Origin of the sequence: Ensifer adhaerens, from assembly GCF_000697965.2 — a bacterium.
Lineage (GTDB): Bacteria > Pseudomonadota > Alphaproteobacteria > Rhizobiales > Rhizobiaceae > Ensifer > Ensifer adhaerens.
On sequence record NZ_CP015880.1, the window covers coordinates 2,306,998 to 2,321,505 of the forward strand.

At 62.4% G+C, this 14,508-nt stretch carries 12 protein-coding genes and 1 riboswitch; of the genes, 6 read left to right on the forward strand and 6 right to left on the reverse strand.

The genetic code is table 11. The features are described 5' to 3' along the window. Window positions 1-105 precede the first annotated feature (105 nt). The 5 genes from FA04_RS11175 to FA04_RS11195 all read right to left on the reverse strand — a co-directional run bounded on the left by FA04_RS11175 (window position 106) and on the right by FA04_RS11195 (window position 6,709). Window positions 106-1,251, reverse strand: coding sequence for an iron-containing alcohol dehydrogenase (locus FA04_RS11175; protein WP_034792313.1), 1,146 nt, complete (start codon window positions 1,249-1,251; stop codon window positions 106-108). Continuing rightward, the gene (locus tag FA04_RS11180; protein ID WP_034793564.1) at window positions 1,248-2,633 is read right to left on the reverse strand and encodes an aldehyde dehydrogenase family protein; all 1,386 of its coding nucleotides are present in this window, start codon (window positions 2,631-2,633) and stop codon (window positions 1,248-1,250) included. The genes FA04_RS11175 and FA04_RS11180 overlap by 4 nt, the downstream gene beginning before the upstream one ends. Window positions 2,634-2,717: 84 nt before the next feature. After that, window positions 2,718-4,082 carry a glutamine synthetase family protein gene (locus FA04_RS11185; RefSeq protein WP_034792288.1) on the reverse strand — a complete coding sequence of 455 codons (1,365 nt, stop codon included), beginning with the start codon at window positions 4,080-4,082 and terminating at the stop codon, window positions 2,718-2,720. Window positions 4,083-4,274: 192 nt separating this feature from the next. Next, window positions 4,275-5,822: an amino acid permease gene (locus tag FA04_RS11190; RefSeq protein WP_034792285.1), complete on the reverse strand. Its 1,548-nt coding sequence runs from the start codon at window positions 5,820-5,822 to the stop codon at window positions 4,275-4,277. A 113-nt stretch (window positions 5,823-5,935) separates the two neighbouring features. After that, window positions 5,936-6,709, reverse strand: a complete 774-nt coding sequence (locus FA04_RS11195) for an N-formylglutamate amidohydrolase (protein WP_082566243.1) — start codon at window positions 6,707-6,709, stop codon at window positions 5,936-5,938. 175 nt (window positions 6,710-6,884) lie between these two features. On the opposite strand from FA04_RS11195, the gene FA04_RS11200 reads away from it, so the two are divergent. The 6 genes from FA04_RS11200 (at window position 6,885) to FA04_RS11225 (ending at window position 12,830) form a co-directional block, all read left to right on the forward strand. Beyond that, window positions 6,885-7,763, forward strand: coding sequence for a MurR/RpiR family transcriptional regulator (locus tag FA04_RS11200; protein ID WP_034792277.1), 879 nt, complete (start codon window positions 6,885-6,887; stop codon window positions 7,761-7,763). A 204-nt stretch (window positions 7,764-7,967) separates the two neighbouring features. Continuing rightward, the gene (locus FA04_RS11205) at window positions 7,968-9,074 is read left to right on the forward strand and encodes an ABC transporter substrate-binding protein (protein WP_034792275.1); all 1,107 of its coding nucleotides are present in this window, start codon (window positions 7,968-7,970) and stop codon (window positions 9,072-9,074) included. A 183-nt stretch (window positions 9,075-9,257) separates the two neighbouring features. Further along, window positions 9,258-10,139 (forward strand): ABC transporter permease, encoded by an 882-nt coding sequence (locus FA04_RS11210; protein WP_034792273.1) that lies wholly within the window; start codon window positions 9,258-9,260, stop codon window positions 10,137-10,139. Then, window positions 10,136-10,918 carry an ABC transporter permease gene (locus tag FA04_RS11215; protein ID WP_034792271.1) on the forward strand — a complete coding sequence of 261 codons (783 nt, stop codon included), beginning with the start codon at window positions 10,136-10,138 and terminating at the stop codon, window positions 10,916-10,918. The genes FA04_RS11210 and FA04_RS11215 overlap by 4 nt, the downstream gene beginning before the upstream one ends. Window positions 10,919-10,929: 11 nt before the next feature. Further along, window positions 10,930-11,991 (forward strand): ABC transporter ATP-binding protein, encoded by a 1,062-nt coding sequence (locus tag FA04_RS11220; RefSeq protein WP_034792269.1) that lies wholly within the window; start codon window positions 10,930-10,932, stop codon window positions 11,989-11,991. A 122-nt stretch (window positions 11,992-12,113) separates the two neighbouring features. Continuing rightward, window positions 12,114-12,263, forward strand: a riboswitch (FMN riboswitch). A 93-nt stretch (window positions 12,264-12,356) separates the two neighbouring features. Continuing rightward, window positions 12,357-12,830: a 6,7-dimethyl-8-ribityllumazine synthase gene (locus FA04_RS11225; RefSeq protein WP_034792248.1), complete on the forward strand. Its 474-nt coding sequence runs from the start codon at window positions 12,357-12,359 to the stop codon at window positions 12,828-12,830. Window positions 12,831-13,054: 224 nt separating this feature from the next. On the opposite strand, the gene FA04_RS11230 is transcribed toward FA04_RS11225, so the two are convergent. Continuing rightward, window positions 13,055-14,338: a low temperature requirement protein A gene (locus FA04_RS11230; protein ID WP_034792246.1), complete on the reverse strand. Its 1,284-nt coding sequence runs from the start codon at window positions 14,336-14,338 to the stop codon at window positions 13,055-13,057. Window positions 14,339-14,508 lie beyond the last annotated feature (170 nt).

A 14,508-nucleotide genomic window follows, 5' to 3' on the forward strand; every position in this document is an offset into this window, starting at 1 on the left:
ATGACGATTAGGTGACAGATCCGCCGCAATGGCAAGTGGTATTTTTGGGCTAACTAAACCGATAGGCCGACGCCTTCGCCTGGGGGCAAAGGCGTCGGGAATTGGTCAGATGCACTCGCGGAAGAGCTTCTTCGCGGCGTCGAGCGTCAACTCGACCGGGTTGCCGCCGGCCGTCGGGTCGACGATCGCCATCTCCGACATTTCGTCGATCCGGTCGGTGCCAACGCCGAGGGCTGCGAGCTTGTCCGGAACGCCGAGTTCCTCGCGCAACTTCAGCACGTAGTCGTAGAAGCCGTCGAAGCCACCGGAAATGCCGAGATAGGCGGCAGCGCGCACTATTCTGTCCTCGATCGCCGGACGGTTGAAACGCAGCACCGGCGGCATCACGACCGCATTGGTCATGCCGTGGTGGGTGTTGTAGATCGCGCCCACCGGATGCGACAGCGAGTGGATGGCGCCAAGGCCCTTCTGGAACGCGACGGCACCCATGGCGGCCGCACTCATCATGTTGGCGCGCGCCTCGATGTCGGTGCCGTCCTTGTAGGCGCGCGGCAGGTATTCCTTCACCAGCCGCATGCCTTCAAGCGCAATGCCCGCAGACATCGGGTGATAGAAGGGCGAGGAATAGGCTTCCAGGCAATGGGCAAAGGCGTCCATGCCGGTGCCCGCGGTGATCACCTTGGGCATGCCGACCGTCAGTTCCGGGTCGCAGATCGTGACTGCCGGTAGGAACTTCGGATGGAAGATCACCTTTTTCACATGGCTTGCCGAATTGGTGATGACGCTGGCGCGGCCGACTTCAGAGCCGGTGCCGGCGGTGGTGGGCACTGCAATGATCGGTGCAATGCCTGAGACGCTCGCCCGCGTCCACCAGTCACCGATATCCTCGAAGTCCCAGACGGGGCGGCTCTGCCCGGCCATGAAGGCGACGCACTTGCCGAGGTCGAGGCCAGAGCCGCCGCCGAAGGCGACGACGCCGTCATGGCCTCCATCCTTGAACGCCTTCACGCCGGCGGCGAGATTAATGTCGTTCGGGTTCGGATCGACGTTGGCAAAGATCGCGCGGCCGAGGCCGGCGGCCTCGAGGATATCGAGCGCATTTTGCGTAATCGCCATCGGCGCGAGGCCCCGATCGGTAATCAGCAGCGGCTTCTTCATGCCGACCGCCTTGCAATGGTCGGCAAGCTCCTTGATCCGGCCGGCACCGAACTTGATGGACGTCGGATAGCTCCAGTTGGCGGTGATGGTCATGCGGTGACTTTCTTCAGATGATAGGATTTCGGACGGGTGAGGTTCTGGAAGCCGATGACCGAAAGCGAGCCGCCGCGGCCGGTTTCCTTGACGCCGGTCCAGCAAAGCGCCGGGTCGAGATAGTCGGCGCGGTTCATGAACACCGTACCAGTCTCGATGTCGGCGCCGATGCGCGCGGCACGCTCGGCATCCCTGGTCCAGAGCGATGCGGTAAGGCCATACTGGCTATCGTTCATCAACTCGATCGCCTGGCTGTCGCTATTCACCTTCATGATGCCGACGGCAGGGCCGAAGGTCTCTTCGCGCATGAAGGCCATGGAGTGGTCGACATTTACGAGGATCTGCGGCGCGAGATAGGCGCCGCCGTCGTCGGCAGGGAAAAGCTTCGGGTCGATCAGAGCCTTGGCGCCCTTGGCAACGGCGTCGGCGATCTGCTCGCGCACGGTGGCAGCAAAACGCTTGTTGGCCATCGGCCCCAGCGTCGTTTCCGGATCGAGCGGATTGCCGAGCTTGTAGTTGGAAACCCAGGCGACCGACTTCTCGACGAAGGCGTCGTAGAGCTTTTCGTGCACGTAGATGCGCTCGATGCCGCAGCAGCACTGGCCAGAATTGTAGGTGGCGCCGTCCATCAGCGTGTCGACGGCCGCGTCGAGATCCGCGTCTTCCATGACGTAGCCCGGATCCTTGCCGCCGAGTTCGAGACCGAGACCGGTAAAGGTACCGGCCGCCGCCCGTTCGATCGAACGCCCGCCTTCGACCGAACCGGTGAAGTTGACGAAATCGAAGCTCCTGGCCGCAATCAGCGCCGCCGTTGTTTCGTGGTCGAGGAAGATGTTCTGGAAGACGTCGGCGGGAACGCCGGCCTCGACGAAGGCGCGCACCATGCGTTCGCCGACGAGGATCGTCTGGCTCGCATGTTTGATGATGACCGTGTTGCCGGCCATCAGCGCCGGCGCGACCGTGTTGATCGCGGTCATGTAAGGGTAGTTCCAAGGTGCAACGACGAAGACGACACCGTGCGGCTCGCGGGCGATGCGGCGCTCGAAGCGGTCGCTCTCCTCGATCACCAGCGGCTTCAGTGCATCGGCGGCGATGGTCGCGACATAGTTCGAGCGCTCGTTGAAGCCCTTGAATTCGCCGCCATAGCGCACCGGCCGGCCCATCTGCCAGGCAAGCTCCGGCACCACTTCGTCGACCATCTCGTTGAGGCGCGCGACACCGGCCAGAACCAGATTGACGCGCTCGTCGAGCGGACGGCGCGCCCAGGCCTTCTGCGCCTGGCGGGCGCGGGAAACCACCTGCTTTGCCATGTCCAGCGGCATCGCCGGGCGTTCTGCGTAGACCTCGCCGTTCACCGGCGAAATGCACTTGATCATGCTCATGATCGTCTTCCTGCTTTCATTGCGAATGATGCGATGGCCGCTCCGGTCAGGAACGGCCATCCTTGTGAATGATTATGTCGCGGGTCAGGCCCGTTCGAAACCGCGTGCGACCTCCCAGTCGGTGACGCGGCGATCATATTCTTCCTGCTCCCAGCGCCCTGCCCGTGCATAGTGCTCGATGACCTCGTCGCCGAAGGCGGCGCGCAGCATCTTCGATTCCGTCAGCGCGGCCGTCGCATCGCGAAGCGTGCGCGGGATCTCGCGCACGTCCTTGCCGCCATAGGCATCGCCGACGAAGGGCGCTTCCAGTTCCATCTTGTTTTCGATACCGGAAATGCCCGCCGCGATCAAAGCGGCGAAAGCGAGATAGGGATTGAGATCGGAGCCGCCGACGCGGCATTCGATACGGATCGCCTTGGTGTCTTCGCCGCAGAGACGATAGCCGGCCGTGCGATTGTCCTTGCTCCAGACCGCCTTGGTCGGCGCGAAGGTACCGGCCATGAAGCGCTTGTAGGAGTTGATGTAGGGGGCGAGGAAATAGGTGATCTCGCTCGCATGGGTGAGAAGCCCGGCCACGTAATGGCGCATCATCTCGGACATGCCGTATTTGCCGCTCTCGTCGTAGAACTTCGACGACTTGCCGTCCGCGCTCCAGAGCGACTGGTGGATATGCGAGGACGAACCGGCGGCCGCATAGTTCCACTTGGCGAGGAAGGTGATGGCCTTGCCGCGCGACCAGGCGATTTCCTTGCAACCGTTCTTGATGATCGCATGCCGGTCGGCCATCGTCAGCGCGTCGGCATAGCGTACGTTGATCTCTTCTTGGCCGGCCGACGCCTCACCCTTGGAATTCTCGACCGGAATGTCTGCACCCTGGAGACCGTTGCGGATCGCCCGCATCACGTCCTCTTCCTTGGTCGTCTGGAAGATGTGGTAGTCCTCGTTGTAGCCGCTGACGAGCTGCAGGTCGCGATAGCCGGACTGGCGGGCGTCGTCATAGGACTGGTCGAAGAGGAAGAATTCGAGCTCGCTCGCCATATAGGCCTTGAGGCCCATCTTCTCGAGACGCGCCACCTGCTTCTTCAGGATCGCCCGCGGCGAATGCGGCACTTCCTCATGGGTGTGATGGTCGAGCATGTCGCAGAGAACCAGCGCCGTGCCTTCGAGCCAGGGGATGCGGCGAAGCGTCGAAAGGTCCGGCTTCATCGTATAGTCGCCGTAGCCTTTTTCCCAGCTTGTCGCCTTGTAGCCGGGAACGGTCTCCATCTCCATGTCGGTCGCCAGCAGGTAGTTGCAGCTATGCGTTTCCTTCCAGGCGCCATCGACGAAGAACTGCGCGTGGAAGCGCTTGCCCATCAGCCGGCCTTGCATGTCGACCTGGCAGGCGAGCACCGTATCGATGCGGCCGGCGGCGACGTCTTCCTTCAACTCGTCAAACGTATAGCTCATCAACTTCCATCCCATGTTTTGTCACGCGGCCGTTCCCTTGAGGTCACGATATTTTTTGGCCGCGTGAACGTGATCAGCTCGAATTGTCTGGCGCGGAGTGCGGGCCGGAAGCCGCGCACATTGTTTTCGATTTCGTCCGGCCCCAAAGAAAAGGCGGAAGTCGCGGTCGCGCTTCCGCCCTTTTGTCGTTGATCAGATCTGGCCGACGGCCTTCTCTGCAGCGGCGATCTCTGCCTGGCGGCGTGCCACTTCGTCACCGATCGGCGGGCCGCGGAAGCGGCGGCTCTCGAAGCCGAACCAGACAGCGCCGGTCAGCACCAGGAAGCCCACGGTGATGTAGAGTGCCCAGTCGTTCGGCGGCTGCACGCCGAGGATGAAGATCAGCACCATGGCGATGATCGAGAGCACCGCGAACAGCTTGAACATGCTCTCGCCGAGGTTCCACGGACCCATCTTGTCCCACTTCGAAGTGCCCCAGGCGAACAGGCCGAGGGTGATCGGGATCGCGAAGGAGAAGAACAGGAAGATGACCGTGCACGAAACGACGATGGTGTAGACCGGCGTCTCGCCGATCGAGACCAGCGACGAGCCCCAGACGAACAGGACCGACAGGATCGAGCCGATCCAGATCGCGGCAACCGGCGTGCGGTAGGTCGGGCTCACCTTGGCAAGCGCCTTGGAGGCCGGCAGGCCGCCGTCACGCGAAAACGCGAAGATCATGCGCGACACCGAGGTCACCGTTGCCAGGCCGCACAGCCACTGGCTGACGAGGATGGCGAGATAGAGGATGTCCTTGATGATGGGGTGCACCTGCGCATCCATTGCCCAGAAGAACACGTTCCAGCCCTGCTTGGCGGCTTCGTCCATGTTCGGGATCATCAGCACGAACGAGCACAGCATGATATAGCCGAAAAGCGCCGACCAGAGCACCGACGAGACCATGCCACGCGGCACCGAATGGGCGGCTTTGACCGTCTCTTCGGAGGTGTGCGCCGAAGCGTCATAGCCGGTGATCGTGTAGATCGGCAGGAGCAGGCCGAGTAGGAACACCCAGGTGCCCGAGGTCTGAGGCCACACGTTGCCGCCGGCTTCACCGGAATAGTTGGAGAAGGTGAAGAGACGGGCGATGTCGTAGCTGTCGGCTGCGACCAGGCACACGAGCGCCAGCAGGATCGACGTCGCGAAGATCAGGTAGCCCGAAAAGTCGGTGAGCTTGGCTGTCAGCCCGATGCCCATGTGGTTTACCAGCGCCTGCCCGCCGGTGATGATGGCCAGGAAGACGATGCGCGTCAGCGTCGTATCGGCGAGGCCGAAATAGGGCGTGCCGAAGGAACCCATGAAGAAATAATAGGTGCCGACGTTGATCGCACCGAGAACGGTGACGAGACCGAGCAGGTTGAACCATGCTGTCAGCCAGCCGGTGAAGCGGTTGCCGAGGATCGAACCCCAGTGATAGAGGCCACCCGCCGTTGGATAGGCCGAGCTGATCTGTGCCATGGCAACGGCGAAAACCAAGGAGATGAAGCAGCCAAGCGGCCAACCGATGCCGATCGCGGCGCCCCCCGCGCCGGCGGTCGCCTGGGCGAGCGAGTTGATGCCGCCCGAAAGAATGCAGATGATCGAGAACGACACCGCGAAGTTCGAGAACTGGCTCATGCGCCGCTCGAGCTCCTGGGCATAGCCCATCGAGTGCAGGACGCTCATGTCCTGCTTTTTGTCTGAATCACTGTAGTCCGACATTTTTCTTCCCCTGATTTCTTCAGACCACACCGCCCCATTGCGGCAGGGTCCCATCAACCACCTGCCCCGGTTGGCCGGAACAGGACCGCGGCAACGCCGCTCCCCAGGGTCTTTTATTGTGCTGAAACAGCCGCAGCGCCTTTGCGCAGCAGCCCTTCCAGGTAATCGGCCATGACCCTTTGGCCGATGTCATTGCGAATGAGATCGTTGCGGATCTCGATCATCACATTCGGCAGTCCGTTGTGGACGCCATATTCGATCAGGCTATGGGTAACGCCGTCGGCCGGCCCATAGGGCTCGTTGCGCCGGATGTCGTAGGCAACCTGCCCCTTGGTGGCAGTCGCGAGCATATGGTCGGCAAGCCGGCTGTCGGCATCGTGAAGCACGCCGACTTCGACGGCGCGCGGCTTGCCGAAATAGACGGGCGTGAAACTGTGCATCGTCACGAGAACAGGCGGGCGTCCCGCGGCCTTGCGATCGGATACGAACCGGGCGACGGCATCGTGGAACGGCCGATAGATCTCGTCGACCCGCGCCTGGCGCTCGTCGGCCGACATCGTCCGGTTTCCCGGGATCTCGTAGACCTCGCTGACAGCAGGCATCGCCGCGTCCGCTTCCGGCGGTCGGTTGCAGTCATAGGCAAGGCGGGAGAAGCGCTGGTAGATCAGGGACCCGTCGAGCTTTGTTGCGAGCAGCTTGGCAACCGCAAGCGCACCCGGGTCCCAGGCAATATGACTTTCGAGCGCCTGTTCGCTGAGGCCAAGCGTGCCCAGCCGTTCGGGAACGAGGCGCGAGGCATGCTCGCAGACGAGCACAATATCGCCTTTGCCTGCGGCGTTCTCGATCGCAACCGGATCGCCATCTGCTTCGGTCAAAAGTCGCGTCAACACCGGCATCCCCTCTTGCCCCGTTAGACGTTCGTTAATGAAAAGAATTCTTCAGAGGATGACGCATGTCAATCAAAATCTGAAACGATCTCTTCAAAATTGCGATTGACTCCAATTGTGACAGCGATGTTTAATCTGTCACAAACCGGCTTAAGATCGGTTCAGGGGAGACAATTTGAGCAGCAAGGCGACGTCCACCACCGTGTCGGATGTGATCAACGCCCACTTCACCGTGCTGACCCGCGCGGAGAAGCAATTGGCAGAGACGCTTCTCGACAATTATCCCGTTTCGGGACTCGGTTCGATCACCACGGTTGCCGAGAACGCCGGCGTTTCGACACCGACGGTCGCCCGCATGGTGCAGAAGCTCGGTTTCCGCGGTTTTCCGGATTTCCAGGCAAGGCTGCATCAGGAATTGGAAGCGACGATTTCCAATCCGATCACCAAGCACGACCGCTGGGCGGCCAATGCGCCCGGCACCCACACGCTCAACCGCTTTGCCGACGCGATCACCAGCAATCTGCGCGAGACGCTGACCCAGATCGAGCCGCAGGAATTCGACGAGGCGGCCGCGCTGATCGCCGACCGCAAGCGCAGCATCTATCTGCTCGGCGGCCGCATCACCCGCTCGCTCGCCGATTATCTCTTCACCCACCTTCAGGTCATTCGGCCGGGGGTCACCGAAATCGCCACCAATGCCAGCGCCTGGCCGCACTACGTGCTCGACATGCGCCAGGGCGACGTGCTGATTCTCTTCGACATCCGCCGCTACGAGCAGGAGATGGTGACGCTTGCCAAATCCGCCCGCGAGCGGGGTGTCGAGATCATCCTTTTTACCGATCGCTGGAGTTCGCCGGTCGCCAAGTCCGCCTCAAGGGTGTTTCGCTCGCAGATCGAGGTGCCCTCGGCCTGGGACAGTTCCGTCGTCATCCTGTTCTTGATCGAGGCTCTGATCGAGGCCGTTCAGAGTTCGAACTGGGACGAAACCCGGGATCGGATGAAGACGCTCGAGGGCCTGTTCGATTCCACCCGCATCTTTCGCAAACCGGTCTAGGAGAATTCGCCGACACGTTCACAGGATTTCATGCAGTTATGCGACAGTGGCCCGCCGAAGCCAAAAAAGAAATGTTCTTCCAACGACATACGCGGCGCGAACGGATAAACCCCTGTCACATTACTTTCATCGCATCTCTTTAACAGCTTCGCCGAAATCGACTGAAACCCAACGAATTTGACTAAACCCATAAGGAGAACTCCAGTGATTTCAAAAACCCAACGCCTGCTTTCGCTCTCCACCGCCATTTTCCTGGCGACGACGGCAATCGCCGCTGCCGAACCGAGCGCCGAGCTCATCGAAGCCGCCAAGAAGGAAGGCATGCTGACGACCGTCGCCCTGCCCCACGACTGGTGCGGCTACGGCGACGTCATCGCCTCCTTCAAGGCCAAGTATCCGGAAATCCAGGTCAACGAACTGAACCCGGACGCAGGCTCGGCCGACGAAGTCGAAGCCGTCAAGGCCAACAAGGACAACAAGGGCCCGCAGGCGCCTGACGTCGTCGACGTCGGTCTCGCCTTCGGCCCGCAGATGAAGGCCGAAGGCCTGCTGCAGCCCTACAAGGTCTCCACCTGGGACGAGATCCCGGACAGCGTCAAGGACGCCGAAGGCTACTGGTACGGCGACTACTACGGCGTCATGTCCTTCCTCGTGAACAAGGACCTCGTCCAGAACGCACCGAAGGACTGGGCTGATCTGCTGAAGCCGGAATATGCCGGCCAGGTTGCTCTCGCCGGTGACCCCCGCGCCTCGAACCAGGCGATCCTCGGCGTTCTCGCCGCTGGTCTCGCAAAGGGCGCAAAGTCCGGCAAGGAAGCCGGTGAAGCTGGTCTCGGCTACTTCGCCGAACTGAACAAGGCCGGCAACTTCGTTCCGGTTATCGGCAAGTCGGGCACGCTCGCCCAGGGCTCGACCCCGATCGTCGTTGCCTGGGACTACAACGCGCTCGGCTGGGCAAAGACCCTCAACGGCAACCCGCCGACCGAAGTCGTCGTTCCGGCCAGCGGCGTTCTCGCCGGCGTCTACGTTCAGGGCATCTCGGCCTACGCGCCGCACCCGAACGCAGCGAAGCTGTGGATGGAGCACCTCTACTCCGACGAAGGTCAGCTCGGCTGGCTCAAGGGCTTCTGCCACCCGACCCGCTTCAACGCCATGGTCAAGGCCGGCAAGGTTCCGCAGGAGCTGATCGACGCCCTGCCGCCGGCAGCCGCTTACGAGAAGGCCTACTTCCCGACGCTCGAAGAAGTCGACGCCAACAAGGCTGCCGTCACCGGCGGCTGGGATTCCGTCGTCGGCGCGAACGTTCAGTAAGCCTTTCCACAGACATGTCGCCCCGACCGGTTTTCCGGTCGGGGCGCATAGGTTATTCGTAAGAAATTCAAGTCCTTGGAGCGAGATCTGGGAGCCGTGCGCGGCTTCGTCGGTTTCCCGCTTCTTGCTTGCAACAATCGATAACGCCCGCGTGGAAAACGCGGCTTCAGGGGCGCGAACGGAATGTCATCTGCTAAACCCGACGCCAGCCCGCCGGCGCGTCGCCTACCGCTTCACTGGCTGGGCATTCTTCCCTTTGCCGCCTTCGTGACGCTGTTCCTGCTTTTGCCGACGATGAAGATCGTGGTCGGCGCGTTTCAGACGCCCGATGGCAGCTTCACGCTCGACAACATCCGCGGCCTGTTCACGCCCTCGATTCTGGCTGCCTACTGGATCTCCATCAAGATCAGCATCGCCTCGGCGCTTCTCGGCTGCCTGATCGGCTTTGCCATGGCGTCCGCCATCGTCTTCGGCGGCTTGCCGAAGGGGATCCGCGGACCGCTCCTGACCTTCTCCGGCGTCGCCTCCAACTTCGCCGGCGTACCGCTCGCCTTTGCCTTTCTCGCGACGCTTGGACCTGTCGGCATCGTCACCGTCTTCCTGCGCTCGAACTTCGGGCTCGACCTCCGGATGCTCGGCTTCAACCTGCTGTCCTTCTGGGGGCTGACGGTCACCTATCTGTTCTTCCAGATCCCGCTGATGATCCTGATCATCACGCCGGCACTCGACGGCCTGAAGCGCGAATGGCGCGAGGCCGCCGAGATCCTCGGCGCCACCGGCCTGCAATACTGGCGCATGGTCGCCTTCCCGATCCTGCTTCCGTCGCTGCTCGGCACGCTGGCGCTGCTTTTCGCCAATGCCTTCGGCGCCGTTGCGACCGCGATCGCACTCACCGGCTCGTCGCTCTCGATCGTGCCGATCCTGCTCTTTGCCCAGATCCGCGGCGACGTGCTCGGCAACCCGCATCTCGGTTACGCGCTCGCCTTCGGCATGATCGTCGTCACCGGTATCGCCAACGCGATCTACATCTGGCTGCGCAGCCGCAGCGAAAGGTGGCTGAAATGAAGAAGATCTGGGCCTGGGGAGCCCTCGTTTTCGGCCTCCTCTATTTCACCCTGCCGCTCATTGGCATGACCAACTTCTCCTTGAAGATGCGCCGCGGCGAATACTCCTTCGACGCTTACCAGAAGGTCTTCGCCGACCCGCGCTTCCAGGAGACCTTCACCTATTCGGTGCTGCAGGCCTTGTTCACCATCCTCTTCGGTGTTCTGCTCGTCGTGCCGACAGCCTATTGGGTCCGCCTCAAGCTGCCGCGGCTGCGCCCCGTCATCGAGTTCATAACGCTGCTGCCGCTGGTCATCCCAGCGATCGTCATCGTCTTCGGCTACATCCGGCTCTACAACACCTCGAGCTGGCTGCCGTTGACGGGCTCGCTCACCGGCACCAACATCCTCCTGATGTTCGGCTATGCGACGCTTGCGCTGCCCTACATGTACCGCGCGGTCGACACCGGCCTTCGCACCATCGACGTCGCCACCTTGACCGAGGCCGCCCAAAGCCTCGGCGCCGGATGGACGACGATCCTTGCCAAGATCATTCTGCCGAACGTGCTCGTCGCCGTGCTCTCGGGCGCCTTCCTGACCTTTGCCATCGTCATCGGCGAGTTCACCATGGCTGCCTTGCTCAACCGCCCGGCTTTCGGCCCCTACATGCAGCTCCTGGGCGCCAACCGCGCCTATGAACCGGCCGCACTCGCCGTCATTGCATTCGGCATCACCTGGGGCTGCCTCGGCCTCATCCAGCTCGTCTCGCGCTTTCAAAAAAGCGCGCCTCCTAAGGCCTGAGGACCGCACCCATGAGTTTCCTGTCACTCACCAGCATCAAGAAGTCCTTCGGCCCGGTTCACGTCGTGCACGATTTCAACATGGACATCGAAAAGGGCGAGTTCGTCTCGTTCCTCGGGCCATCGGGCTGCGGCAAGACCACGGTCCTGCGCATGATCGCCGGCTTCGAAAGCCCGACCAGCGGCAAGATCGTCATCAACGGCCGCGACCAGAACTCGCTGAAGCCCAACCAGCGCAACATCGGCATGGTGTTCCAGGCCTATGCGCTGTTTCCCAACATGAACGTGCATGACAACGTCGCCTTCGGCCTCAAGGTCGCAGGTACAGACAAGTCGGAGATCGACGCGAGGGTGAAGCAGATGCTCGGGCTGATCAAGCTCGAGCACCTGGCGGACCGCTTCCCCTACCAGCTCTCCGGTGGTCAGCAGCAGCGCGTTGCGCTTGCCCGCGCCATTGCGGTCAAGCCGCAGGTGCTGCTGCTCGACGAGCCGCTGTCGGCGCTCGACGCCAAAATCCGCGTGTCGCTGCGCGAGGAAATCCGGCAGATCCAGCAACAGCTCGGCATCACCACCGTGTTCGTGACCCATGACCAGGAAGAAGCGCTGTCGATCTCCGATCGCATCGTCGTCATGAATGCCGGCCGCGCCGACCAGATCGGCACCCCCTTCGAAATCTACAACACGCCGTCAACGCGTTTCGTCGCCTCCTTCGTCGGCACGCTCAGCATCATCGAAGGCAAGGTCGCGGACCCGGCCGCGGGTGCCGTCACGATCGGCAACCAGCAGATCGCGCTGAAGGATCCGATTGCCGGCATGAAGGGCGGCGACAGCATATCGCTGGCGCTTCGTCCCGAAGCGGGCTCGATCGCCGAGGGCGCCACGGGCGACACGTCGCTTGCCGGCGAGGTCGTCTCGACGAGCTTCCTCGGCTCGGTCATCCGCACGCGCCTTCGCGTCGGCGGCGACGTCATCTCCTTCGACATGTTCAACAATCCGGGTGTGGCCCCGCCGGTTTCCGGCGACAACGTCACGCTGCGCTTTGCCGCCAAGGACCTGCTGGTCATTCGGGAGTAGGCCGATTGACGCCATCGGAACGATTTCTTCCGATGGCTCCAAACACTGGAAAAATCTGTCGTGATTTCTGGCATTTTCGTCGCACCGTGCGTTTGACCGCGCGCGGTCGCGCTATATAGTCGCGTTGTTCTCAGGGCGGGGTGAAATTCCCCACCGGCGGTAGCGGCCGAAAGGCCGAAGCCCGCGAGCGCCTCAGGGTTTCGCCCTGGGGGTCAGCAGATCCGGTCAGAATCCGGAGCCGACGGTCACAGTCCGGATGGAAGAGAGCAAGCAGCAACGTGGGTCCCCGCGACGGGACCTCGCGCGCATGCATGTTCGCCCGACGGGATCATTGGAAAACGCCAAACCCTGAAAGGCTTGAGACCATGACCATTCTTTCCCACCCCGCCGCCAAGATCGCGATCGTTCGTGCCCGCTGGCATGCCGATATCGTCGGCCGCTGCGTCGATGCCTTCGTCACGCAATGGACGAAGCTTGGCGGGTCGGCCGCCGACGTCGAGATCTTCGACGTACCCGGCGCGCTCGAAATCCCGCTGCATGCGCAGACGCTGGCCAAGACCGGCCGCTATGCCGCGATCCTCGGCACCGCCTTCGTCGTCGACGGCGGCATCTACCGCCACGATTTCGTCGCCGGCACCGTGCTCGACGGCATGATGCGCGTGCAACTCGACACCAATGTGCCGGTGCTTTCCGCCGTACTGACGCCGCACAATTTCCAGGAAAGCGAACCGCTGATCGCCTTCTTCCGCGAGCACTTCGTTACCAAGGGTACGGAGGCGGCCAACGCCTGCGCCCAGATCCTCGACGCCCGCGCCAAGCTGGCGCTCGTCAACGCCTGATCGGCGAGATGCGCTTGAGGTTGGCTCGCCCCTCATCCGCCCGGTGAAGGCTCGCCCCTCATCCGGCCTGCCGGCCACCTTCTCCCCGCCTGCGGGGAGAAGGCTAGCGTGAGGGGGCAGCGGCAGGGGCGAACAGCGCCAAACGCTGCGCTTGAATCAACCTCTGAACCACCTGAATCGGCTCACCAGCTTGAGCCGGCAACGCGCTGTTTCGACTCGCAAAATCAATGCGCAGCCTCGTTCTTGCGCAGGCTGCGATCCAGTGCCGCCACGCGGTGCCGGTGCCCCGCCACCTCGTAGCCGACGATGGTGACGACGGGCGCGAGCATCAGGATGATCAGGCACTTGGCCATGTCGAGCCCGGCCATGGCCGCGACCACTGACGCGGCCAGCACCACTGCCGTGCCCGCGAGCAGCCAGAGATGCAACCGCTCCACCTGCTGCATAAGATAGGCGTACATCGCATAGAGCAGCCCGATGTAGCACGCGACGGGCACCGCAACGGTCAGCACCGTTGCGACCGAGCCGATATGCGCCTTGTGCTCGATGTAATAGGCCGCCACATGCAGGCCGGCGCCAGTCGCCACGATCGAGGCGAAGATCGGCATGTGGCCGTAGCCCCAGACGAAGGAGCGTTTTTGACGGTGCCGGTGCAGGATCTCGGCGCTCGGCAGCAGAAAATAGATCCACCACATGCCGAAGGTGAGCCCCGTACCGGCGAGGCAGACGAGCGCGACATCGAGGTTCCAGCCCTGCCCTTCGACCACGGCGGAGATTGAGGCGACCGTGCCGACCACCCCTTCCCCAAGCGCGATGATCGCGAGCAGCCCGTAGCGCTCGGCGATGTGATGGGCATGCCAGGGCGTTCCGCCGTAGCGCATCTCGGCGACATAGGGGCCCAGCATCTCGATCGCCGTCAGCCCCACGACCATGACGAAGGTCACCAGCAGCGAGAAATCGAAGAAGATCAGAACGACCCAGCCAAGCTGGGCGAGGCTGATTGCTTTGACATAGGCCATGCAGGCATCCCGTCGGGCCGGGTCCTGCCGGCTGGCGCGCAGCCATTGGAAGAGCATTGCCACCCGCATGACGACATAGCCGAGCACCATGATGCCGTTGTCGAGATGCTCACCCTTGTCGATCGATTCGAACATTGGCGGCAGGGCGATCGCAAGGATCAGCACGCCGACCATCTGCACCATGGTGACGATGCGGAATACCCAGTCGTCCGTGTCGTAGGCGGAGGCAAACCAGCTGAAATTGATCCAGGCCCAGCAGATGGAGAAGGTCGCAAGCGCGAAGCCGAAGAGGCCGGAAAAGAAGTGCCCTTCGGCCAGGAAATGAGCAAGCTGCGAAGCCGCCAGGCTAAAGGCGATGACGAAGGTCAGGTCGAACAAGAGTTCGAGCGTCGTCGCCGTCCTGTGATGTTCATGCGTGTCGCGACCGCTCATGCGCGCCACATGGTGGTGCGCGCTTTGATGCGGCTCGGTCGGGGTGGTTTCACTCATGCGGCGACGCCCTTCAATTGACGATCCGCAAGAATATTCAAATATTTGCAGAAGCTTCGTCAAGGCGAAGCGGGAGACCGGACATGAAAACGCCCGGCATCGCTGCCGGGCGTGTCGTCACGATGCCTGAGGGAGGATCAACGGCATCGCGAGATAAGGTAGGCCTTGAA

Excerpts from the sequence above, each read along its gene's own strand:
- FA04_RS11225 (WP_034792248.1), top strand. The coding sequence starts at position 12,357 with ATGACCATTCTTTCCCACCCCGCCGCCAAGATCGCGATCGTTCGTGCC.
- FA04_RS11185 (WP_034792288.1), bottom strand. The coding sequence starts at position 4,082 with ATGAGCTATACGTTTGACGAGTTGAAGGAAGACGTCGCCGCCGGCCGC.
- FA04_RS11215 (WP_034792271.1), top strand. The coding sequence starts at position 10,136 with ATGAAGAAGATCTGGGCCTGGGGAGCCCTCGTTTTCGGCCTCCTCTAT.
- FA04_RS11220 (WP_034792269.1), top strand. The coding sequence starts at position 10,930 with ATGAGTTTCCTGTCACTCACCAGCATCAAGAAGTCCTTCGGCCCGGTT.
- FA04_RS11230 (WP_034792246.1), bottom strand. The coding sequence starts at position 14,338 with ATGAGTGAAACCACCCCGACCGAGCCGCATCAAAGCGCGCACCACCAT.
- FA04_RS11210 (WP_034792273.1), top strand. The coding sequence starts at position 9,258 with ATGTCATCTGCTAAACCCGACGCCAGCCCGCCGGCGCGTCGCCTACCG.
- FA04_RS11180 (WP_034793564.1), bottom strand. The coding sequence starts at position 2,633 with ATGAGCATGATCAAGTGCATTTCGCCGGTGAACGGCGAGGTCTACGCA.
- FA04_RS11175 (WP_034792313.1), bottom strand. The coding sequence starts at position 1,251 with ATGACCATCACCGCCAACTGGAGCTATCCGACGTCCATCAAGTTCGGT.
- FA04_RS11190 (WP_034792285.1), bottom strand. The coding sequence starts at position 5,822 with ATGTCGGACTACAGTGATTCAGACAAAAAGCAGGACATGAGCGTCCTG.